23 protein-coding genes are annotated in these 22362 nt (G+C 66.6%); 4 read left to right on the top strand and 19 right to left on the bottom strand.

Going from position 1 to position 22362, the window contains the following annotated elements:
* Window positions 1–5 precede the first annotated feature (5 nt).
* The 10 genes from SY91_RS01610 to SY91_RS34920 form a co-directional block, all read right to left on the bottom strand.
* Window positions 6–1310, bottom strand: a complete 1305-nt coding sequence (locus SY91_RS01610; RefSeq protein WP_185921026.1) for an FAD-binding oxidoreductase — start codon at window positions 1308–1310, stop codon at window positions 6–8.
* A gap of 98 nt (window positions 1311–1408) precedes the next feature.
* Entirely contained in the window at window positions 1409–3001 is a 1593-nt protein-coding gene (locus tag SY91_RS01605; protein WP_185921025.1) for a DUF3138 family protein, read from the bottom strand.
* 115 nt (window positions 3002–3116) lie between these two features.
* The gene (locus SY91_RS01600; protein ID WP_054928132.1) at window positions 3117–3956 is read right to left on the bottom strand and encodes an ABC transporter permease subunit; all 840 of its coding nucleotides are present in this window, start codon (window positions 3954–3956) and stop codon (window positions 3117–3119) included.
* Window positions 3953–4939: an ABC transporter permease subunit gene (locus SY91_RS01595; RefSeq protein ID WP_185921024.1), complete on the bottom strand. Its 987-nt coding sequence runs from the start codon at window positions 4937–4939 to the stop codon at window positions 3953–3955. The genes SY91_RS01600 and SY91_RS01595 overlap by 4 nt, the downstream gene beginning before the upstream one ends.
* A gap of 10 nt (window positions 4940–4949) precedes the next feature.
* On the bottom strand, window positions 4950–6104 hold the full coding sequence (locus SY91_RS01590; protein ID WP_011546395.1) for an ABC transporter ATP-binding protein: 1155 nt from the start codon (window positions 6102–6104) through the stop codon (window positions 4950–4952).
* A gap of 188 nt (window positions 6105–6292) precedes the next feature.
* Window positions 6293–7408 (bottom strand): polyamine ABC transporter substrate-binding protein, encoded by a 1116-nt coding sequence (locus SY91_RS01585; protein WP_124478218.1) that lies wholly within the window; start codon window positions 7406–7408, stop codon window positions 6293–6295.
* A gap of 62 nt (window positions 7409–7470) precedes the next feature.
* A complete protein-coding gene (locus SY91_RS01580) occupies window positions 7471–8913 on the bottom strand; it encodes an aspartate aminotransferase family protein (protein ID WP_185921023.1) in 1443 nt (480 codons plus the stop codon).
* A 34-nt stretch (window positions 8914–8947) separates the two neighbouring features.
* Window positions 8948–10285 carry a glutamine synthetase family protein gene (locus SY91_RS01575; protein ID WP_124592256.1) on the bottom strand — a complete coding sequence of 446 codons (1338 nt, stop codon included), beginning with the start codon at window positions 10283–10285 and terminating at the stop codon, window positions 8948–8950.
* 28 nt (window positions 10286–10313) lie between these two features.
* The gene (locus tag SY91_RS01570) at window positions 10314–11099 is read right to left on the bottom strand and encodes a gamma-glutamyl-gamma-aminobutyrate hydrolase family protein (protein ID WP_124478533.1); all 786 of its coding nucleotides are present in this window, start codon (window positions 11097–11099) and stop codon (window positions 10314–10316) included.
* 282 nt (window positions 11100–11381) lie between these two features.
* Entirely contained in the window at window positions 11382–11564 is a 183-nt protein-coding gene (locus SY91_RS34920) for a hypothetical protein (protein WP_006488040.1), read from the bottom strand.
* A 454-nt stretch (window positions 11565–12018) separates the two neighbouring features.
* Here SY91_RS34920 and SY91_RS01565 point away from each other — a divergent pair, with 454 nt between their 5' ends.
* Both SY91_RS01565 and SY91_RS01560 read left to right on the top strand, forming a co-directional pair.
* On the top strand, window positions 12019–12570 hold the full coding sequence (locus tag SY91_RS01565) for a cupin domain-containing protein (protein ID WP_011546390.1): 552 nt from the start codon (window positions 12019–12021) through the stop codon (window positions 12568–12570).
* Between the two features lie 88 nt (window positions 12571–12658).
* Complete coding sequence (locus SY91_RS01560) at window positions 12659–14149, top strand: aldehyde dehydrogenase (RefSeq protein ID WP_185921022.1); 1491 nt, start codon at window positions 12659–12661, stop codon at window positions 14147–14149.
* Between the two features lie 69 nt (window positions 14150–14218).
* Here SY91_RS01560 and SY91_RS01555 read toward each other — a convergent pair whose 3' ends face one another.
* Window positions 14219–14419 carry a heavy-metal-associated domain-containing protein gene (locus SY91_RS01555; RefSeq protein ID WP_006477591.1) on the bottom strand — a complete coding sequence of 67 codons (201 nt, stop codon included), beginning with the start codon at window positions 14417–14419 and terminating at the stop codon, window positions 14219–14221.
* A gap of 340 nt (window positions 14420–14759) precedes the next feature.
* Between SY91_RS01555 and SY91_RS01550 the strand changes: the two genes are divergently transcribed.
* Both SY91_RS01550 and SY91_RS01545 read left to right on the top strand, forming a co-directional pair.
* Window positions 14760–15092: a cupredoxin domain-containing protein gene (locus tag SY91_RS01550; protein WP_006477592.1), complete on the top strand. Its 333-nt coding sequence runs from the start codon at window positions 14760–14762 to the stop codon at window positions 15090–15092.
* An 11-nt stretch (window positions 15093–15103) separates the two neighbouring features.
* A complete protein-coding gene (locus SY91_RS01545; RefSeq protein ID WP_185921021.1) occupies window positions 15104–15940 on the top strand; it encodes an FTR1 family protein in 837 nt (278 codons plus the stop codon).
* A gap of 89 nt (window positions 15941–16029) precedes the next feature.
* On the opposite strand, the gene SY91_RS01540 is transcribed toward SY91_RS01545, so the two are convergent.
* The 8 genes from SY91_RS01540 to SY91_RS01505 all read right to left on the bottom strand — a co-directional run bounded on the left by SY91_RS01540 (window position 16030) and on the right by SY91_RS01505 (window position 22357).
* Window positions 16030–16248, bottom strand: a complete 219-nt coding sequence (locus tag SY91_RS01540) for a hypothetical protein (protein WP_006477594.1) — start codon at window positions 16246–16248, stop codon at window positions 16030–16032.
* Window positions 16248–16715 (bottom strand): hypothetical protein, encoded by a 468-nt coding sequence (locus tag SY91_RS01535; protein ID WP_034174361.1) that lies wholly within the window; start codon window positions 16713–16715, stop codon window positions 16248–16250. The genes SY91_RS01540 and SY91_RS01535 overlap by 1 nt, the downstream gene beginning before the upstream one ends.
* A gap of 68 nt (window positions 16716–16783) precedes the next feature.
* Entirely contained in the window at window positions 16784–17104 is a 321-nt protein-coding gene (locus tag SY91_RS01530; RefSeq protein WP_006477596.1) for a helix-turn-helix domain-containing protein, read from the bottom strand.
* Window positions 17097–17462, bottom strand: coding sequence for a type II toxin-antitoxin system RelE/ParE family toxin (locus SY91_RS01525; protein ID WP_185921020.1), 366 nt, complete (start codon window positions 17460–17462; stop codon window positions 17097–17099). The genes SY91_RS01530 and SY91_RS01525 overlap by 8 nt, the downstream gene beginning before the upstream one ends.
* Before the next feature lie 130 nt (window positions 17463–17592).
* Window positions 17593–19410, bottom strand: a complete 1818-nt coding sequence (gene glmS / locus SY91_RS01520; protein WP_185921019.1) for a glutamine--fructose-6-phosphate transaminase (isomerizing) — start codon at window positions 19408–19410, stop codon at window positions 17593–17595.
* A gap of 54 nt (window positions 19411–19464) precedes the next feature.
* Window positions 19465–20826, bottom strand: a complete 1362-nt coding sequence (gene glmU / locus SY91_RS01515; protein WP_006477599.1) for a bifunctional UDP-N-acetylglucosamine diphosphorylase/glucosamine-1-phosphate N-acetyltransferase GlmU — start codon at window positions 20824–20826, stop codon at window positions 19465–19467.
* Between the two features lie 134 nt (window positions 20827–20960).
* A complete protein-coding gene (gene ttcA / locus SY91_RS01510) occupies window positions 20961–21956 on the bottom strand; it encodes a tRNA 2-thiocytidine(32) synthetase TtcA (protein WP_006477600.1) in 996 nt (331 codons plus the stop codon).
* On the bottom strand, window positions 21953–22357 hold the full coding sequence (locus tag SY91_RS01505) for a dihydroneopterin aldolase (RefSeq protein ID WP_012329363.1): 405 nt from the start codon (window positions 22355–22357) through the stop codon (window positions 21953–21955). Before SY91_RS01505 ends, ttcA begins: the two co-directional genes overlap by 4 nt.
* Window positions 22358–22362: the final 5 nt, after the last annotated feature.

Raw genomic sequence — 22362 nt, 5'->3', positions numbered from 1 at the left:
AGGGCTCAGAACAGCTCGCGCACGCGGTGGTACAGCATCCCGAGTTCGAGCGCGGGTTGCCGCCATGCATCGCCGCCGGGAAAGCGCCGGTGACGCAGGCGGGCGAACAGGTCGAACGTGCGCGTGTCGCCCGCGATCGCGCCGGCGATCGCGCGTCCGGCGATGCCGGTGAGCGCGACGCCGTGGCCGCTGAAGCCCTGGACGTAGAAGAAGTTCGGATCGATCGCGCCGAAATCCGGCGCGCGGTTGCGCGTGACGTCGACGAAGCCGCCCCACGCGTGGTCGACGCGCACGTCGCCGAGCTGCGGGAACACGCCGACCATGCGCTGCCGGATCGCTTCGGCGAGCGCCGCGGGCGACGCGCCGGCCGAATTCGCGCGGCCGCCGAACAGCATCCGGTGGTCGGCCGACAGCCGGAAGTAGTCGAGGAAGAAGTTGTTGTCGCACACGGCTTCGCGTCGGGCGATCAGCGCGTCGGCGCGCGCCCGGCCGAGCGGCTCGGTCGCGATGATGTAGGACGCGATCGGCGCGATGCGGGCGGCGGTCGCGGCTGGCAGCACGCCGCCGGGGCCCGCGTTGCAGCACGACACGACGAAGCGGCAGCGCACCTGGCCCGACGGCGTGCGCACGAGGGGCCGCGCACCGCGCACGACGTCGAGCGCCGGCGTGTGTGCGTACAGCGCGACGCCTTCGCGGCGTGCGGCATCGGCAAGGCCGAGGCAGTACTTGAGCGGATGCAGATGGCCCGACAGCGGATCGTGCACGCCGGCCAGATAGCGCGTCGATGCAATGCGCGCGTGGATCTCGCCGGTATCGAGCCACGCGAGCGACGGATGGCCCCAGCGCGACGTCGCGGCGTTCATCCACGCGCGCAGGTCGTCGATGCGGCGCGGCTTCGTCGCGACCGTCAGGTAGCCGCGCGTGAAGTCGCAGTCGATCCCGTAGCGCGCGATGCGCTCGGCGATCAGCGCGACGCCGTCGAGCGACAGCGACCACGCGGCGCGCGCGCCGTCGGCGCCGAGTTGCTGCTCGATCACCTCGTCTTTCGCGAAACCGGTGATCGCCTGGCCGCCGTTGCGGCCCGACGCGCCCCAGCCGGGCCGCTGCGCATCGATCACGGCGACGGACAGTCCGCGCGCGCGGCAGTCGAGCGCCGTCGACAGGCCCGCGAACCCGGCGCCGATCACGCAGACGTCGACGTCGATCGCCTCCTCGAGGACCGGATCGTCGGCCAACGGCCGCGTGGCCGTTGCTTCGTAGTACGAGTCGCGCGCGAGCGCATCGGCGCGGCGGGTGAAAGACTGCGTCATGAAACCGACTCCCTCGACAAGGCTGCACCCTGCGCGCAGCCACCCTGAAAACGGCGCGGGACGCCGTGCGTGCGGCACGGCGCCCCGCGCGTGCCGCATCAGAACGAATAGATGAACTGCGTCGCGAGCAGGTCGTTGGACTTGCCGTACGACCCGTCGTTGCGCAGGAACACCTTGTTGTTCGCCCAGTCGTGCCGGTATTCGACCTTCACGGTGATCTGCTGGGTCGGATAGAACAGCAGGTCGAGCGCGACGTCCTGGCGCACCGCGCCCTTGCACTCGAAGCCCAGGCCGCCGCCGGCCTTCGACTGCGCGAGGCAGTCCGCGTCGACGCCGAAACCGTTGCTCGGGTCCATCCCGTTGCCGTTCAGCGCGATGCCGCCGCCGCCGCCGCCGTTCTTCGAGTTCGCGAGCAGGTCGTAGCGCAGCGTCACGCCCATGCGGCCGACCACCGGCGCGTTGAACTTGCGGTGCGCGAGCAGCGACAGCCCGTACCACTGCGCGAGGCCGCCGTTGAACGCCGCATGCTGCTGCCGGCCGTAGTCGACTTCGGCGTTGTACTGAATGTCGGCGAGCGTGTAGGTCGCGTCGAGTTCGCCGAAGAAGAACGAACCGTACGCGCTCGGCGCCGCGCCGCCCGGACCGTAGCTGACGGCGCCAGTGGTCGGGTCGATCGCGCTCGCCAGCGTCTGGCGCCCGATGTTGAACGACCCGCCGAGATCGAGTGCGCTCGACCACGTGTAGTCGGCGCGCGCGGTGAAGGTCGGCACCTTGTTGCTGGTGGTGATCGGGTCGCCGAGCGCATTGGTGCCCGTCTGCGTGACCGAACCGTAGGTGCGGTACTGCTCGTTGCCGAGGAAGAACTTCCACGCCCATGCGCCCTTCGTGTAGTTCGCGCCGATACCGACGTAGCTGCCCGGATCGGAGAAATCGTACAGCAGGTTGTGCGTGAGCGTGAGCATCTGGTTCGACTGCTGCACTTCGTAGCCGCCGAAGCTCGGGATCAGGCCGGCGACCAGCGTCGTCTCGGCGGTGATCGGCACGTTGATGACCGCCGTGTTCAGCAGGTTGTCGGTGATCGAGCCGCGCGAGTTCTGCAGCAGCGTGATGCCGTTGCCGCGGTTCGGCATCAACGTGATCTCGGCCGACGGCGCCATCGGGCCGACGCCGAAGGTCTTCTTGATGTCGAGGTAGAGATCGCCGAACGTGCTGTTGAAGTAGTTGTACGCGTTCTCGTGGTTCGCGAACAGGAACGACGACGTGCCGGCCGCGCGGTTGTAGATGTAGGTCGGATCGATGTAGCCGGTGACCGACAGGCCGGCGAGCGGGCCGGTGTTGGCCGCGTCGGTCAGCGAATCGACCTTCAGCTGCTGGTTCGCGATCTGCTGCTTCATCTCGCTGACCTCGTCGTTGGTCAGCGTCGCGCGTGCGCGGCCGTAATCCGGCGAACCCGGGTCGGCGGAGACCGCGACGGCGTTGCCGCCGCCGGCCGCACCGCCGCTCGCGCCGGACGTCGCGACGACACCCGCGCCGCCCGGCTTCGCGGCGAGCTGCGCCTGCATCGCCTTCATCTGTTTCTGCAGCGCCGCGACCTGCGCCTGCAGCGCCTTGATTTCGGCGGATGTCGAACCGGCCAGCGCGATGCCCGGCAACGCGCCGGCCACCAGCAGGCAGATCAGTTTCTTCTTCATTGCGGATTCTCCTAGTCGTGCGCCTGTCAAATCGGGATCGAATCGCGCGCCCCCCTGGGGCGACGCGTGTTGCTTGTCTGCAGTGCTTGTTATCCTCGGAGCGGGTGGCGAGCGGTCAAGCCGCCGCGAACGCGGCCTTCAAGTCGGCCATCCGGCGACGCTCGCGCGCGATCATCATCCGGTTCACGACGATCACGCCGATCGTCACGGCGGTGATGAACAGCGTCGCCAGCGCATTCATCTCCGGGTTCAGCCCCAGCCGCACGCGCGAGAACACCACCAGCGGCAGCGTCGTCGACCCCGGCCCGGACAGGAACGCCGACAGCACCAGATCGTCGATCGACAGCGTGAACGACAGCAGCCATCCCGACAGCAGCGCCTGCGAGATCAGCGGCAGCGTCACCACGAAGAACACCTTCAGCGGCGTGGCGCCGAGGTCGAGCGCGGCTTCCTCGAGCGACTTGTTCATCTCCTTCACGCGCGACTGCACGATGATCGCCACGTACGACACGCACAGCATCACGTGGCCGATCCAGATCGTCAGCATCCCGCGGCCCTTCGGCCAGCCGAACATCTGCTCGAGCGCGACGAACAGCAACAGCAGCGAGATCCCCTGGATCACCTCCGGAATCACCAGCGGCGCGTTGATCATCCCCGTGTACAGCGTGAAGCCCCTGAAGCGGCCGAAGCGCGCGAGCACGAAGCCGGCCCACGTGCCGATCACGACCGACGCGGTGGCCGTCAGCAGGCCGATCTTCAGCGACAGCCACGCGGCCGTCAGCAGCTCGTCGTCGTCCAGCAGCGCCGCGTACCACTTCAGCGAGAAGCCCGACCACACCGTGACCAGCTTCGACTCGTTGAACGAGTACACGACGAGGCTGATGATCGGGATGTACAGGAACAGGAAGCCGAAGGCGAGAACGCCCGTCGACAGCGGTTTGCTCGGCTTGATCATTTCGCGTCTCCCAGTTCCTTGACCTGGTAGTACTGGAACAGCGCCATCGGCACCAGCAACAGCAGCACCATCGCGACCGTCACCGCGGACGCCATCGGCCAGTCCATGTTGTTGAAGAATTCATCCCACATCACGCGGCCGATCATCAGCGTGTCGGCGCCGCCGAGCAGCTCCGGGATCACGTACTCGCCCACCGCCGGGATGAACACCAGCAGGCTGCCGGCGATGATCCCGTTCTTCGACAGCGGCAGCGTGATGCGCGTGAACGCGACCCACGGTTTCGCGCCGAGGTCGTACGCGGCTTCGAGCAGCGTCAGGTCCATCTTCACGAGGTGCGCATAGAGCGGCATCACCATGAACGGCAGGTACGAATAGACCATGCCGATATAGACGCCCGCATCGCTGTGATAGAGCCGCAGCGGCGTGTGGATGATGCCGAGCGCGATCAGCGTGTGGTTCAGCAGGCCGTCGTCCTTCAGGATGCCGATCCATGCGTACACGCGGATCAGGAACGACGTCCAGAACGGCAGCATCACGGCCATCATCAGCACGTTGCGGCGGTTCGGCTCCGAGCGCGCGATGTAGTACGCCATCGGATAACCGATCAGCAAACACAGCACCGTCGACACGGCGGCCATCTTCAGCGAGCTGAGATAGGTGGCGATGTACAGGTCGTCCTGCAGCAGGAACGCGTAGTGCGACATCTGCAGCGCGAAGTGCACGACGCCGTCCTTGATCTCGACGAGCGACGTGTACGGCGGGATGCCCATCACCTGGTCGGCGAAGCTGATCTTCAGCACCAGCACGAACGGCAGCGCGAAGAACACGGCCAGCCACAGGAACGGCACGCCGATCGCGACGCTGCGGCCCGACGGCAGGAAGCGCGACAGTGCGGCGAAGTGGCCGCGGCGGGCATGACCCGCGCCGGTGCGCGCGGCGCCGGTCGACACCGGCGCGGAAGGGGTGGAAGCGGAGGTTCTCATCGTGGCGTCCTCACTGCGTCAGCACGACGCCGCTGGCCGGCGACCACGACACGAACACGTCGTCGTTCCACGCCGGTGCGCCGTCGTTCATCAGGTGCGAGCTCGACAGGTTCGACACCACCGTCTTGCCGCTCGGCAGACGCACGTGGTACAGCGAATAGCTGCCCATGTACGCGATGTCGGTGACGACGCCGCGCGCCCAGTTGTGCTTCGAGCCCGGCTTCTCGCGCGATACGTGGATACGCTCCGGGCGCACCGAGATGCCGACCGGCATCCCGAGCGGGCCGGTCACGCCGTGGCTCACGTACATGCGCGTTTCGAGGTCGTCGCTTTCGACGAAGATGTGATCGGGCTCGTCCTCGACCACGCGCCCCTCGAACAGGTTGGTCGAGCCGATGAATTCGGCGGAGAAGCGGCTGTTCGGATATTCGTAGACTTCGCCGGGCGAGCCGATCTGTACGATCTTGCCCTCGCTCATCACCGCGAGGCGACTCGCCATCGTCATCGCCTCTTCCTGGTCGTGGGTGACCATCACGCAGGTCACGTCGACCTTCTCGATGATGTTCACGAGTTCGAGCTGGGTCTTCTGGCGGATCTTCTTGTCGAGCGCGGACATCGGCTCGTCGAGCAGCAGCAGCTTCGGGCGCTTCACCAGCGAGCGGGCCAGCGCGACGCGCTGCTGCTGGCCGCCGGAGAGCTGGTGCGGCTTGCGCTTCGCATACTTGCTCATCTGCACGAGCGCGAGCGCGTCGGCCACGCGTTCCTTGATCTCGTTTTTCGGCGTGCCTTCCTGCTTCAGGCCGAACGCGACGTTCGATTCGACCGTCATGTGCGGGAACAGCGCGTACGACTGGAACATCATGTTGACCGGGCGGCGGTACGGCGGCAGCGACGCGAGGTCCTCGCCGTCGACGAAGATCTTGCCGGAGGTGGCCGTTTCCAGCCCGGCGAGCATGCGCAGCAGCGTGGACTTGCCGCAGCCCGAGCTGCCGAGCAGCGCGAACAGCTCGTTCTTCGCGATCGTCAGGTTCACGTTGTCGACGGCCGTGCTGTCGCCGAATTTCTTCACGACGTTTTCGATGCGCACGAATGCGTCGTTTTGCGTACGCGGCGCGGCGGCCGGTTGGGTCTGGCGTGCAGCAGCGGAAGAGGGTATCGATTGCATGGGAGTCACCATTCGTTCTTCACGGATTGCAGGCGTGAGCGTCCCCGCGCGAGGCGCGCAACGCGACTCGCGAGCAACGGCTCGTGCCGGATGGAACAGGGCGCGCGGTGCGCGCGAGCGGACGCAGGTCCGCGAATTTCAGGCGGGCAGGCGTACCGCGATGCCTGCGCCGCCGTGATGCATGGCGATCAGTGGCCCGTCTTCAACTGGGCCCACAGACGGTTCTCGAGGCGCAGGATGTCGGCCGGCATCGGCTTCATCAGCACCATCTTCTTCAGCACGTCTTCGGGCGGATAGACGGTCGGGTCCTGCGCGACGGCCGGCGTGACGAACGGGTGCGCGGCCTTGTTCGCGGTCGGGTAGAACACCGTGTTGGTGATCGCCGCGTTGACCTTCGGATCGGAAATGTAGTTGATCCACTTCAGCGCGCTCTCGGGATGCGGCGCATCCTTCGGGATCACCATCACGTCGAACCACAGCAGGCCGCCTTCCTTCGGATTCGAGAACTTGATGTCGTACGAACGCTTCGCTTCCGCCGAGCGACGGTGCGCGATGCCGACGTCGCCCGACCAGCCGAGCACGACGCACACGTCGTTGTTCGCGAGGTCGTTGATGTAGCCGGACGAGTTGAACTGGGTAATGTACGGGCGGACTTTCTTCAGGACTTCGAATGCGGCCTGGTAGTCGCCGGGGTTCTTGCTGTTCGGGTCCTTGCCCATGTATTGCAGCGTGGCGGCGAACACGTCGACGGCCTGGTCGAGGAACGACACGCCGCAGCTCTTCAGCTTCTCCATGTTGGCAGGGTCGAACACCAGCGCCCAGCTGTCGACCGGCGCCTTGTCGCCGAGTGCCTTCTTCACCGCCTGTGCGTTGTAGCCGATGCCGTCGGTGCCGTAGGCCCAGGGCACGCCGTACTGGTTGCCCGGGTCGGCGTCCGAGATCATCTTCATCAGCAGCGGGTCGAGGTTCGCGAGGTTCGGAATCTTCGACTTGTCGAGCTTCTGGTACACGCCGGCCTGGATCTGCTTGGCCATGTAGTTCGAGGTCGGCACGACGATGTCGTAGCCCGAACTGCCGGCGAGCAGCTTCGCCTGGAGCGTGTCGTCGCTGTCGTAGTTGTCGTACTTGACGTGAATACCCGTCTGCTTCTGGAAGTTCGGGATCGTGTCCGGCGCGATGTAGTCGGACCAGTTGTAGACGTTCAGCTCGTCGGCATGCGCCGACGGGCTGGCGACCGACGTGAGCGCGGCCGCGACGGCGAGGGCGGCGACGGAACAGGCTTGGCGAAGAATGCAGGCACGCATGGTGGAATTCCCTTGAGTGATGGCGGCGTGCGGCGCCCGCCGCACGCCTGTAGGCAAAACCGTTACGAAACGCCCAGTTGCCGGGCGGTGGCATCGACGGCCTTCTTCGCCTTCGACACGAGTTCATCGATTTCCTGGCGCGAGATCACGAGCGGCGGCGACAGCAGCATCCGGTCGCCGGTCGCGCGCATGATCAGGTTGCCGTTGAAGCAGAAGTCGCGGCAGATCGTGCCGACGTCGCCGCCGTTCGCGAAGCGGCGGCGTTCGGCCGGCGCTTCGGCGAGTTGCAGGCTCGCGACCATCCCGTGGCCGTGCACTTCGCCGACGATCGGATGACGCGCGAAGGTTTCGCGCATCAGCGCCTGGAAGTACGGGCCGGTGTCGGTCTTCACCCGCTCGACGATCCCCTCGTCGCGCAGCAGCTTCAGGTTCGCGACCGCGACGGCCGCCGCCACCGGGTGACCCGAGTACGTGAGGCCGTGATTGAATTCGCCGTTGTCGATGATCGGGCGCGCGATGCGCTCGTGAATGCCCACGGCGCCCATCGGCACGTAGCCCGACGTGAGGCCCTTCGCCATCGTGATCAGGTCCGGCTCGAAGCCGAAGTGCTGGTGCGCGAACCATTCGCCGGTGCGCCCGAAGCCGCCGATCACTTCGTCGGCGACCAGCAGGATGTCGTACTTGCGGCAGATCCGCTGGATTTCCGGCCAGTACGTCGACGGCGGGAAGATCACGCCGCCCGCGCCCTGGAACGGTTCGCCGATGAACGCCGCGACGTTCTCCGCGCCGAGTTCGAGAATCTTCGCTTCGAGCTGCTGCGCGCGGGCGAGGCCGAATGCTTCGGGCGTCTCGCCGGCTGCCGCTTCGCCGAAGAAATACGGCTGGTCGATGTGCACGATGTGCTCGACCTTCGACGGCATCTGCTCGTGCATGTAGCCCATCCCGCCGAGCGTGCCGCCCGCGATCGTCGAGCCGTGGTAACCGTTCTTGCGCGAGATCACGTACTTCTTCTGCGGCTTGCCCTGCACGCGCCAGTATTGATGCACGAGTCGCAGCACGGTGTCGTTGCCTTCCGAGCCGCTGTTGCAATAGAAGAAGTGGTTGAAGCCGGCGGGCGTCACTTCCGCGAGCATCGCGGAAAGCTCGATCACCGGCGGATGCGTGGTCTTGAAGAACGTGTTGTAGAACGGCAGCTCCTGGATCTGGCGATACGCGGCGTCGGCGAGCTCCTTGCGGCCGTAGCCGACGTTCACGCACCACAGGCCAGCCATCCCGTCGATCACCTTGTTGCCGTCCGAGTCCCACAGGTAGACGCCGTCGGCCTTCACGATCACGCGGCTGCCGGCGCGGTTGAGCGCGCCCATGTCGGAGAACGGGTGAATGTGGTGCGCGGCGTCGAGCGCGCGGTATTCGGCGGTCGTGCGCGCCTGCGTCGCGCGCGGCGCGGCCGCCGCGGCGCTCGGCGCGGCCGGCTGGACCCAGGCAGATTCGTTGCGGTAAGTCATGTTTCCTCCGTGATTCCGTATGCGGTTGGCACGCTTACACGTGCAGCAGCAGATGGCGGCGTTCCCACGAGCTGATCACGCGGAAGAACGCTTCGTATTCGGTTTCCTTCAGCGCGAAATACGCCTTGAGGAACTTGGGCCCGAGGATCTCGCCGAGCGGCTCGCACGCGGCCATCAGCGTCAGCCCTTCCTCGAGGTTGCGCGGCAGCTGGTACGGCAGGCTGTAGCCGTCGCTCACCAGCGGCTCGGTCGGCTCCAGGCGCTGCGTCATGCCGAGATAGCCGGCCGCGAGCGTCGCCGCGAGCGCGAGGTACGGGTTGCAGTCGACACCCGGGATGCGGTTTTCGATACGGCGCGCGGCTGGGCCCGAATGCGGAATGCGGAACCCCACCGTGCGGTTGTCGTAGCCCCACTGCACGTTGATCGGCGCGGCCATGAAGCGCGACAGGCGGCGGTACGAATTGATGTACGGCGCGAAGATCGGCATCAGCGCCGGCGTGTACTTCTGCAGCCCCGCGAGGTAGTTGTAGAACATCGAGGTCGCGCCGCCGGTCTCCGGCGACGTGAACAGGTTCTGGCCCGTTTCCTCGTCGACGATGCTCTGGTGCACGTGCATCGCCGAGCCCGGTTCATCTTCCATCGGCTTGGCCATGAACGTCGCGTACATGTTGTGACGCAGCGCGGCCTCGCGCACCGTGCGCTTGAACAGGAACACCTGGTCGGCCAGCGACAGCGCGTCGCCGTGCATGAAGTTGATCTCCATCTGCGCGGCGCCGACTTCGTGGATCAGCGTGTCGATGTCGAGGTTCTGCGCTTCGCAGTACTCGTAGATGTCCTCGAACAGCGGATCGAATTCGTTGACGGCCTCGATCGAATACGACTGGCGGCCCGTTTCGGGGCGGCCCGTGCGGCCGACCGGCGGGCGCAGCGGCAGGTCGGGGTCCTTGTTCATGTCGACCAGGTAGAACTCGAGCTCCGGCGCCACGACCGGTTTCCAGCCCTTCGCCTTGTACAGGTCGAGCACGCGGCGCAGCACGTAGCGCGGCGAGATCTCGACCGGCGAGCCGTCGAAATGCACGCAATCGTGGATCACCTGCGCGGTCGGGTCCACGGCCCACGGGATCAGGCGGATCGTCGACGTGTCGGGCACGCACACCATGTCGGGGTCGGTCACGCCGGTGAGCGAGCCGTCTTCCGGATAGTCGCCGGTGACGGTCTGCACCATCACGGCCTGCGGCAGGCGCATCGATTCGCCGGACGTGAACTTGTTGCGCGGCGTGATCTTGCCGCGCGCGATGCCGGCCATGTCGGGAATGATCGCTTCGATCTCGGTGATCCGGTGCTGCTTCAGAAAGCCTTCGATGTCTTGCATGTCTGTTCTCGTTGTCTGGTGGGCGCGCTCAGGCGAGCGCGACGGCGGCCATGGCGCGCGTGCGGGCGGCGCGGCGGGCGCGGCAGGCATCGCCGAACGCGCGGAAGATCGCGCTCGACAGCGGGTCCTGCGCATGCCGCCATTCCGGATGCCACTGCACGGCCAACGCGAAAGCCGGTGCGTCGACGACGCTCACGGCCTCGATCAGGCCATCCGGCGCGACGGCCTCGACGGCGAGGCCTGAGCCGAGCTGCGCGATGCCCTGCTTGTGCAGCGAGTTCACGTGCACTTCGTCGCGGCCGCCGGCGAGCGCATGCAGCTTGCCGCCGGGCGTCAGGCGCACGACGTGCGCGGGGCCGTATTGCGTGTCCATCGGCGCGTCGTCGTCCTCGCGGTGATCGGCGAAGCCGGACACTTCATGCACGCGCTGGTGCAGCGTGCCGCCGCAGACGACGTTCAACTCCTGGAAGCCGCGGCACACGGCGAGCACGGGCACGCCGGCGACGATGGCCGCGCGCAGCAGCGGCAGCGTCGTCGCGTCGCGCGCCGGGTCGTGCTTCGTGCCCGGTGCGCTCGGTTCGCCGCCATAGAGATGCGGCTCGACGTTCGAGTAGCTGCCGGTAAACAGCAGCCCGTCGACCGCGTCGAGCACGTCAGCGCTCGACTGGCGCTCGCCGAGGGCCGGCAGCACCATCGCGAGCGCCTGCGCGCCGTCGACGATCGCGGCGACGTACTTGTCGCCGACCGTATGCGACGCGTGCGCGCCGATCTGGGTGAGGTCGGCGGTGATGCCGACGAGAGGTTTCCTTTCCATGACGTCTTCAGTAATCCGTAGGGACGTGACGTGCACCGAGCCGGATGCGGCAAAACGCGGGCGCGACACGACCCCGCAGCCGGGCGCAAGGCGCACGGCCGCTGGTGAATGGGCGCAACGGGATGGCGTGGCGATCCGCGCTGCGCGCGACGGTCAGGCCGTCGTTCGTTTCATTGCGATACGCGACGCGGCAACGCATGCGCGAACGCGTGCCGTCACCGCATGGACGATGCGGTTGGCGAATCGACAGAAAAAACGAACGACGTGAAGAAAGGAGAGGCGCTACGGCAGCAGCGACGCCACTTCGTCGGTATCGACGGCGACGAATGCGCGTGCGGAAACGGCGTTGTGGCGCCGAACGGAACGACGGGACAGGATGGTGTAGATCGACAGGTGAAGCAGGCGAGGACTATGCCAGCCGCAACTGCCGTCGGAAGCGGGAACGGCGCTGCGCAAACTTCGCACATCGCCTCGATCCCACCTCACCAGAGGGCCACGGACTCTCACGATTACACTCGACTGGTTTGTTGAAAGTATTGAACACCCGATCGTTTCGACGCGCTGGGCGTTTAAAATAATCAAGGTGCCGGCCCCGCATCATTTACATTCGCGGGCATCGAATTGTTGCGTTGCGATAACGCTTTTCGATGCCTGTGAAAGCCTGATGACGCTGACCTGAGAGCCAGCATATACGAGCCAATAACGGCGTCAAATGTTTTTTTAAGGTCCTGCATCAGGGCTTTCCCGAGCGCGAAAACAAAAGATTCATAAAAGGAATAATCGACACGGCGTCCATTATTTCGAACGCCTTTCAGGGTTTTCCCCGCTGATGTGCGGCATAAAGTGATTAGAATATTCAACGGCAGTCCACCGCGTCGTTTCACTTGTCATCGCACTTATCGTGTCCGAAACCGAATCGATGTCCACCGAAGTCGCCGAGCGCCTGCGTTTCGTGCGCAACAAGCATGGCCTGTCGCAGCGCGAACTCGCGAAGCGCGCCGGCGTCACCAACGGCACGATCTCGCTGATCGAACAGGGCCGCGTGAGCCCGTCGGTCGGCTCGCTGAAGAAGCTGCTCGAATGCATCCCGATGAGTCTCGCGGAATTCTTCACGTTCGAGCTCGTCGAATCGCGCGCGGTCGTGTCGCGTCGCGACGAGATGCCGAACCTCGGCAACGAGTCGCTCGCGTTTCATCTGGTCGGTGCGAACGTGAAGGATCGCAACATGTGCATCCTGCGCGAGATCTACCAGCCGCTGGCCGACACGGGGCCCGAGATGCTGGTGCACGCGGGGCACGAGGGCGGCGTCGTCGTGTCGGGCCGGCTCGAGCTGACCGTCGATAGTGCGACGTGGCTGCTCGACCCCGGAGACGGCTACTACTTCGAGAGCCGTTTGCCGCATCGTTTTCGCAATCCCAGCGCGGAACTGATCTGCGAGGTCGTCTCGGCCAATTCGCCGGCGACCTTCTGACCGCGCGTCACCGCATTCGCTGCAGGCCGGCAGCGTGCCACGCGCACGGCGTGCCGCATCGCGAATGCCACAACATTGAGGCATCCTGATGAACAAGTTGACTTTGGCTGACTGGCAACACAAGGCGGCGTCGCTCGAGATCGAAGGGCGCGCATTCATCGACGGCGCGTCGCGCGACGCGCACGGCGGCAGGACGTTCGACTGCGTGAGCCCGATCGACGGCCGCGTGCTGGCGAAGGTCGCCGACTGCGGCGAAGCGGACGTGAACGCGGCCGTCGCGGCGGCCCGCCGCGCATTCGATTCGGGTGTGTGGGCCGGCTTGAATCCGCGCGAGCGAAAGGCCGTGCTGCTGCGCTGGGCCGCGCTGATGCGCGCGCATCTCGACGAACTGTCGCTGCTCGAGACGCTCGACGCGGGCAAACCGATCGGCGACACGACGACGGTCGACGTGCCGGGTGCCGCGTACTGCGTCGAATGGTTTGCGGAAGCGATCGACAAGGTCGGCGGCGAGGTCGCGCCGGCCGATCACCATCTCGTCGGTCTCGTCACGCGCGAGCCGGTCGGCGTGGTGGCCGCCGTCGTGCCGTGGAACTTCCCGATCCTGATGGCCGCATGGAAATTCGGCCCCGCGCTCGCGGCGGGCAACAGCGTCGTGCTGAAGCCGTCGGAGAAATCGCCGCTGACCGCGATCCGCGTCGCGCAGCTCGCGTTCGAAGCCGGCATCCCGGCCGGCGTATTCAACGTCGTGCCGGGCGCGGGCGAACCGGGCAAGCTGCTCGCGCTGCATCGCGACGTCGACTGCATCGCGTTCACGGGCTCGACGGCGGTCGGCAAGCTGATCATGCAGTATGCGGCGCAGTCGAACCTGAAGCGCGCGTGGCTCGAGCTCGGCGGCAAGTCGCCGAACATCGTGCTGCCCGATTGCCCCGATCTCGACCGCGCGGCGCAGACGGCGGCCGGCGCGATCTTCTACAACATGGGCGAGATGTGCACGGCCGGCTCGCGGCTGCTCGTGCATCGCGACATCAAGGACGCGTTCATCGAGAGGCTCGTCGCGGCCGCCCGCGCGTACGTGCCGGGCAATCCGCTCGATCCGTCGGTATCGATGGGCGCGATCGTCGACGGCATCCAGCTCGAGCGCGTGCTGGGTTACATCGAAGCGGGGCGCGACGAAGGCCGGCTCGTCACGGGCGGTGCGCGCGTGAACGCGGAAACGGGCGGCTTCTACGTGGAGCCGACGGTGTTCGAGGTGAAGCCCGATGCGAAGATCGCGCGCGAGGAAATCTTCGGACCCGTGCTGTCGGTGATCGTGTTCGACGACGTCGACGAGGCCGTGCGGATCGCGAACGACACCGAATACGGGCTGGCCGCGGCCGTGTGGACGTCGAACCTGACGACCGCGCACGACGTGTCGCGCCGGCTGCGTGCGGGCACCGTGTGGGTGAACTGCTATGACGAGGGCGGCGACATGAACTTCCCGTTCGGCGGCTACAAGCAGTCGGGCAACGGCCGCGACAAGTCGCTGCATGCGCTCGAGAAGTACACCGAACTGAAGTCGACGCTGATCCGGCTGCGCTGACGCGCTACCGGGGCGGGGGCGGGCGCGTCGCCGTGCGGGCGGCGCTGCGCCCGCGGCCTTCGGCGCGCGTTACGCGGTGCGCAGCGCGGGATGGAAGCCGGCGGCCTCGATGATCGACTGCACGCGCTCGGCGCCTTGCGCCGAGTCGACCTTGACGATCTTCGCCGCGACGTCGATGTCGAGCTTCGCGGCGGGGTCCGCGGCCGTCACCGCGCGCGTGATGGCGTTGGCGCAGCCGCCGCAGGTCATGTCCTGGACTTCGAATTCCATCGTGTTCTCCCGGGTTGATGGTTGACGAGTGGGTTCAGCATGAAGCTTGCCATGGTGGGAAGGTCAAGCGCCGCATGCGGCGACGTGCATCGCATCAGCCATTTGTAATGCTGAGGTCTGACGAATCGTCATTCGCGTGCGCGCGTCAGTCCGAATTTTTCCCGATTGACGACCGCCCATTATCGGCGAAATCCGGCGGAGCCTTGCGCGGCAACGGGCGTGCGGGATCGAGTGCCCACGATCTCCCTGGGCCGAGTAAGGGTACTCCGAGGTGAAAATGCGAATCGATCTTAGTATCGATTCCCTTCGATATTTCAAACCATTTCAAACCATTACGCACATGACCCGTTTCGCTCTCGGTTTCGCACTGGCCCTGCTGGGCGCCTCGGCAACGTCCGCCTTCGCTGCCGACGACGTCGTCAACCTGACGTTGAAGGACCACAAGTTTTCGCCCGATGGCGTGACGATTCCCGCCGGCAAGAAGGTGAAATTCGTCGTGAAGAACCTCGACGCGACGCCCGCGGAATTCGAAAGCGACGACTTCAAGGCCGAGAAGGTCGTGCCGGCCGGCAAGTCGGTCGAGATCCTGGTCGGGCCGCTGAAGGCCGGGACCTACGAGTTCCACGACGAGTATCACGAAGCGCAGTCGAAGACGCACCTGACCGTCAAGTAAGCGATACCGACATGCTGTCTACCGCCCTGATCGTCTTTCGTGAAGTGCTCGAGGCCGCGCTGGTGGTCTCGATCGTGATGGCCGCCACGAAGGGCGTGCCGCGGCGCGGCTGGTGGGTGGGCGGCGGGCTGGTCGGCGGCGTGGTCGGCGCCGGCCTGATCGCGGCGTTCGCCGACGTGATCTCGCAATGGGCTTCGGGCATGGGCCAGGAAGTCTTCAACGCGGGCGTGATGTTCGTCGCGACGCTGATGCTCGCGTGGCATTGCATCTGGATGAGCCGGCACGGCCGCGAAATGGCACTGCACATGGGCGAGGTCGGCCGGGCGGTCGCCGCCGGCAGCCGGCCGCTGACCGGGCTCGCGATCGTGGTCGGCGTCGCGGTATTGCGCGAGGGCTCCGAGGCCGTGCTGTTCCTGTACGGGATCGCGGCGGGCGATCCGGGCCAGACGCCGCAGATGATCGTCGGCGGGCTGCTCGGCGTGCTCGGCGGTGCGGGGCTCGGCTACGCGATGTACGCGGGCCTGCTGCAGATTCCGTTGAAGCGCCTGTTCTCCGTCACCAACGGGCTGATCGTGCTGCTCGCCGCGGGCATGGCGAGCCAGTGCGTCGGCTTCCTGCTGGCGGCCGGCCTCGTGCCGTCGTGGGGCGATGCGGTCTGGGACACGTCGTGGCTGCTCAAGGAATCGAGCATCGTCGGCAAGGCGCTGCATACGCTGATCGGCTATACCGCGCGGCCGGCGGGCATCCAGATCGCCGCGTACGTCGTGACGCTGGTCGCGATCGTCGTGCTGACACGGCTCGTCGGCCGGCCGCAGCAGACGGTGAGGCCGCCGCACGCCGCTGCGTGAGTGTTGCCGGGTTTCCGGGTTCGAATGAAAGAAGGGGCGTCATGGACGCCCCTTCTTTCATTTGCGGTGCGTGACGCGCCTGCGCTCGGTCAGCTGTGGTTGTCGATCCACGCGCGCGCCCATTCGAGCCCGGCATCGCGCGCGTCGTCTTCGGTGTCGAACACGCCGAGCACGCCCGACGCCTCGACGAGCCGGTTGTTCTGCGTGATCGTGCCGCTCGCCGCGAAGCGCTCGGGCTGCATGATCTCGTCCTGCTGCAGGATCGCGTGGCCCCAGATCTGGTAGCCGTGGTAGGTCTGCGCTTCCATTATCGAGTCACCTCCGCGGAGCGGCCGTGCGTGCCGACCTGCAGCACGTTGCCGTCCGGCGTGTATTGACGCGGGATGTCGGAGAAGGTGAGCGCGTGCGTCGCGTCCGGTGCGGCCGGCTGCATCACCGTGAGACGCCCGGGCGCGGGTTGCGCGACGGGGCGCGGGGCGGCACGGGTTTCGGTCGCGGTGGCGGCCGGGCGGTGCGAGCCCGCTTTCACGGCCTGCGCGACGCGGCGCTTGGGCGGTTGTTTCGCGGCGGCTTTCGGCGTGGCGCTCGCGTGCTTCTCCGCGCTCTTGCCGGTGCGCGCGTCGGCGGGGCGTGCGGTCGGCATACGGGCATCCGGCGTACGGGCTGCCGGCTGCCGCGCCTCGGGCGGGTTCCAGACCTCGACATAGTGCTCGGCGGCCCAGCCCGTCGACGCGAACGTCAGCGCCAGCAATCCGCATCCAAACAGTCTTACCATTGTCTCTCCGTCATATTCGTTGCGGCGCGTCCGGTCGGGGCCGTGCAGGGGCATTCGGGGAAGCCGGCTCAGGAGAACACCTCGAGCCCGTGTTTCTCGACGATCTGGAGCATGCGCGCGGCGATGCCGCTCGGCCGCTTGTCGCCCTGTTCCCATTGGCGGATCGTCGACGTCGTCGTGTTCAGGTAGAGTGCGAACACGCTCTGGCTGACGTTGACCGACTTGCGGATGCGGGCGATCGCTTCCGGATCGAACTGCGGCGCGGCTTCGATGCAGAGATCGTCGTATTCCCGCATCGTCTTCTTGTCGATCAGTTGCGCACGATACAGGCCGGACGCGGCGCTGTGGATCGCCTCCGTCGCATCGCTCTTGAATCGACTCTTAGCCATTGCAAATCTCCACAAGCTCTTTCAGTGCGACCAGCGTCGCGATGTCGCTGTCGGTGTGTCGACCCACGTCCGCGGCGAGCTTTCTGAACACGCGCAGTTCGCATGCGTCGATGTTGTCGCGGTCGCATTTCGCGAACAGGAACACGAACACCCACGTGTGCCCGACCTTGGCCAGCACGATCCCGCGCTGCCGATTGCCGTCGAGGCGCTTTTTCCACACGTTGCCGCCGAGATCGACGCCCTGGCCGCGGGCCAGTTCCCGCACCGCGCGGCAGAGTTCGCCATCGGCGATTCCCGCTTTCCCGGCTGCCTTGTGAAACCACTTCGTCTTGAAGACGCGTCGTACGGAAGCAGACATGTCGAGCCGGTCGAGTTAGCACAGGATTATATACCACTACGTGGTACATATTTCGACTTGGCCAAACGGCCTGCCTCACACCCGCAAGCGGTCGGGAGAGCCTGGCGAGGGGCCCTCCCGTCGCCGCGTATTACTCCACCGTCACCGATTTCGCGAGGTTGCGCGGCTTGTCGACGTCGGTGCCGCGCGCACACGCGGTGTGATACGCGAGCAGTTGCAGCGGCACGACGTGCAGGATCGGCGACAGTTGCCCGTAGTGCTCCGGCATCCGGATCACGTGCAGGCCGTCGTCGTTGACGATCTGCGTGTCGGCATCGGCGAACACGTACAACTCGCCGCCGCGCGCACGCACTTCCTGCATGTTCGACTTCAGCTTCTCGAGCAGCGTGTCGTTCGGCGCGACCGTGACGACCGGCATCGCTTCCGTGACGAGCGCGAGCGGCCCGTGCTTCAGTTCGCCGGCCGGATAGGCCTCGGCGTGGATGTACGAGATTTCCTTCAGCTTCAACGCGCCTTCGAGCGCGATCGGGTAATGCAGCCCGCGGCCGAGGAACAGCGCGTTTTCCTTGCGCGCGAATTCCTCCGACCACGCGATGATCTGCGGTTCGAGCGCGAGCACGCTGTTCAGCGCGGCCGGCAGGTGGCGCAGCTCCTTCAGGAACTGCGCTTCCTGCGCGGCATCGACGTGCCCGCGCAGCTTGCCGAGCGTCGCGGCCAGCACGAACAGCGCGACGAGCTGGGTCGTGAACGCCTTCGTCGATGCGACGCCGATCTCGGTGCCCGCGTGCGTCAGGAACTGCATTTCGGTCAGGCGCACCATCGCGCTCGTCGCGACGTTGCAGACGGCGAGCGTGTGCGTGTGGCCGAGCGACTGCGCATGCTTGAGCGCGGCCAGCGTATCGGCCGTCTCGCCCGACTGCGAGATCACCAGCACGAGCTGGCGCGGGTTCGGCACCGACTCGCGATAGCGGTATTCGCTGGCGATCTCGACCTGGGTCGGGATCTTCGCGATCGATTCGAGCCAGTACTTCGCGGTGAGGCCCGAGTAGTAGCTCGTGCCGCACGCGAGGATCAGCAGGCTGTCGATGTCCGTGAACGCGGCGGGCGCGGCGTCGCCGAACAGCGTCGCGTCGAAGGCTTCCGTCTGCGGCACCGTGTCGCCGATCGCGCGCGGCTGCTCGAAGATTTCCTTCTGCATGAAGTGGCGATAGGGGCCGAGCTCGACCGCGCCGCCGTATGCGCTGACCACGCGGATTTCGCGCTGCGCGGTGGCGCCGTGGCGATCGACGATCGTCACGCCGTCGAGCGACAGCTCGCACACGTCGCCTTCCTCGAGGAACGTGAAGCGGTCGGTGCTGCCCGCGAGCGCGAGCGCATCGGATGCGAGGAAGTTCTCGCCGTCGCCGTGACCGACGACGAGCGGCGAACCCTGGCGCGCGCCGACGACGGTGTGCGGCTGGTCCTTGTGGATCACGGCGATCGCATACGCGCCGTGCAGCTGCTGCACGGCTTCGCGCACCGCGTCGAACAGGTTGCCGCGGTACAGGCTGTGCACGAGGTGCGCGATCACTTCGGTGTCGGTCTGCGACACGAATTCGTAGCCCTTCGCGCGCAGCGATTCACGCAGCGGCTCGAAGTTCTCGATGATGCCGTTGTGCACGAGCGCGAGCGCGTTCGACGAGAAGATCGGGTGCGCGTTGTGCGTGACGGGCGCGCCGTGGGTGGCCCAGCGCGTGTGCGCGACGCCCGTCGTGCCTTCGAGGTGCGTGTCGCGCACCTGCGTGTCGAGATCGGCGACGCGCGCGACGCTGCGCGCGCGCTTCGGGGCGCCCGGCTCGAGCACGGCGACGCCGCACGAGTCGTAGCCACGGTATTCGAGGCGCCGCAATCCTTCGATCAGCACCGGAACGATATTACGTTGCGCAACTGCGCCGACAATGCCGCACATGAATGGTCAATCCTGTCAGTCGAAGCGGGCACCGCGTGGGCGCCCGCAAAAGGTTCAGCTCTTCTTCTTGACCGGGCGGACGTAGCCGCTCTTCGCGGTCTGCGTCTTCTCGTTCAACGCGAGGACGCCCTCGGCCACGTCCTTCCAGATCGTCGTGCCGGCGGCGATCGTCACGCCGCGGCCGACGCGCACGGGCGCGACGAGCTGCGTGTCGGAGCCGACGAACACGTCGTCCTCGATCACGGTGCGGAACTTGTTCGCGCCGTCGTAGTTGCAGGTGATCGTGCCCGCGCCGATGTTCACGCGCGCGCCGATGTCGGCGTCGCCGATGTACGTGAGGTGGTTCGCCTTCGAGCCGTGGCCGATCACCGCGTTCTTCACCTCGACGAAGTTGCCGACGTGCGCTTCGTCCGCGAGCTGCGCGCCGGGGCGCAGCCGCGCGTACGGGCCGATCACGGTGTGCGCGCCGAGTTCGGCGCCGTCGATGTGCGTGAACGCGTCGATGCGCGTGCCGGCGCCGACCGACGCGTTGCGGATCACGCAGTTCGCGCCGATCGTCACGTTGTCGGCGAGCGTCACGTTGCCTTCGAACACGCAGTTCACGTCGATCGACACGTCGCGGCCGCAGCGCAGCGTGCCGCGCACGTCGACGCGCGCCGGATCGGCGAGCGTGACGCCGTCGACGAGCAGCGCGTCGGCGACGTTGCGCTGGTGAATGCGTTCGAGCTCCGCGAGCTGCGCCTTGCTGTTCACGCCGAGCGTTTCCCATTCGTCGTCGGGCTGCGACGTGACGACCTCGAAGCCGGCCTCGATCGCGAGTTCGACGACGTCGGTCAGGTAGTACTCGCCCTGCGCGTTTTCGTTCTTCAGCGCGCCGAGCCACATCGACAGCTGCGCCGTGGGCGTGACGATGATGCCGGTGTTGATCTCGGCGATCTTCAGCTCTTCCGGCGACGCATCCTTCTGCTCGACGATGCGTGTGACGAAGCCGGACGCGTCGCGCACGATGCGGCCGTAGCCGGTCGGGTCGTCGAGCGTGACGGTGAGGATGCCGTAGCGGCCGTCGCGCGCGGCATCGACGAGACGCTGCAGCGTCGACGCACGGGTGAGCGGCACGTCGCCGTACAGCACGAGCGTCGGTTGCGCGGGATCGAGGAGCGGCAGCGCCTGGCGCACCGCGTGGCCGGTGCCGAGCTGCTCGGCCTGCACCGCGAACTGGACGTCGGGGGCGGCGACCGCAGCCTGGACCTGCTCGGCGCCGTGGCCGACGACGACGACGAGCCGGGACGGCTGCAGCGTGCGCGCGGTGTCGATGACGTGGGAGAGGAGCGGCCTGCCGGCCAGCGGGTGAAGCACTTTCGGCAGCGCGGAACGCATGCGCTTGCCGGTGCCTGCCGCCAAAATCACGATATTCATGGCGCGCGCGTGGGTCAGAGTTCGAAGCCGTCCATTTTAGCATGCGGCCCTTGTCGCTCCAGGCCTGTCGCGGCGGGGCGACAACGCCGGAACGAGGCCGCCGGCCCCGGTTTCGGCGGGTGTTCCGTTCCTGCTTACAGGTCGTCGAACTGGACGATCGAGATCGGTCGGGCGGCGCCCGGCGCCGCCGAGTCGTCACCCGATGCGCACGGTTCCTCGTCGAACGCGATGTCGCCTTGCGGATCGGCTTCACCCGTCGCGCGCAGCGACTGGAACGGGTACAGCGTCGTGTCCATCAGGTGCGACGGCACGACCTTCGCGAGCGCGTTGAACATGTTGTCGACGCGGCCCGGGAAGCGTTTGTCCCATTCGCGGATCAGCGCCTTCATTTCCGCTCGCTTCAGGTTCGGCTGGCTGCCGCACAGGTTGCACGGGATGATCGGGAATTCGCGCAGCTCCGCGTATTTCTCGAGATCGGTTTCCTTCACGTACGCGAGCGGGCGGATCACGATGTTCTTGCCGTCGTCCGACTGCAGCTTCGGCGGCATTCCCTTCAGCTTGCCGCCGTAGAACATGTTCAGCAGCAGCGTCTGCACGATGTCGTCGCGGTGATGGCCGAGCGCGATCTTGGTCGCGCCGAGCTCGCCGGCCACGCGGTACAGGATGCCGCGGCGCAGCCGCGAGCACAGCGAGCAGGTCGTCTTGCCTTCCGGCACGAGCCGCTTGACGATGCTGTAGGTGTCCTGGTTCTCGATGTGGAACGGCACGCCGACCTGCTTCAGGTATTCGGGCAGCACGTGCTCGGGGAAGCCCGGCTGCTTCTGGTCGAGGTTCACCGCGACGATGTCGAAGTCGATCGGCGCGCGCTCGCGCAGGCGCAGCAGCACGTCGAGCATCGCGTAACTGTCCTTGCCGCCCGACAGGCACACCATCACCTTGTCGCCCTGCTCGATCATGTTGTAGTCGCCGATCGCCTGGCCGACCTGGCGCACGATCCGCTTGAACAGCTTGTTGTTCTCGTACGCTTCCTTCTGCTCGCGGCGCGTCAGCGCGGGGCGGCCGGCCGGCGCGGCGGCGTCGTCCAGCGTGGCGGCGTCGGCCGCAGTGTCGTTCATGTGGGGGGCGTTCATGCGCGCTCCTCGTCCTTGATGCGAAAGACTTCGACGCCGACGGCGTCGCAGTCCGGATAGGCGTCCGGTTTCTCGGTACGGACACGTACCGCGCGCACGGTGTCGTGCGCCAGCAGGTGCGCGGCGATCGAATCGCACAGCGTTTCCTGCAGGTGGATGTGGCCGCGCGCCAGGCTCTGCGCGACGCTCTGCTTCATCAGGTCGTAGTCGACGACTTCATGCAGCCGGTCGTCGACCGGGGTGGACAGCGCAAGCGGCACGAACAGGTCGATGTTGATGACGACGCGTTGCTCGCCGCGCTTCTCGTGTTCGAAGGCCCCGATGTTGATGTGCACCTCGTAGTCGCGCAGGTAGAGCCTGCGGCAATCCGCGAGGCGGGGGTGCAGGAGAGCGGAAAACATGGTCG

The sequence above is a fragment of the Burkholderia cenocepacia genome (genome assembly GCF_014211915.1).
GTDB lineage: Bacteria > Pseudomonadota > Gammaproteobacteria > Burkholderiales > Burkholderiaceae > Burkholderia > Burkholderia orbicola.
This window is presented reverse-complemented; position numbering and strand designations above follow the sequence as displayed.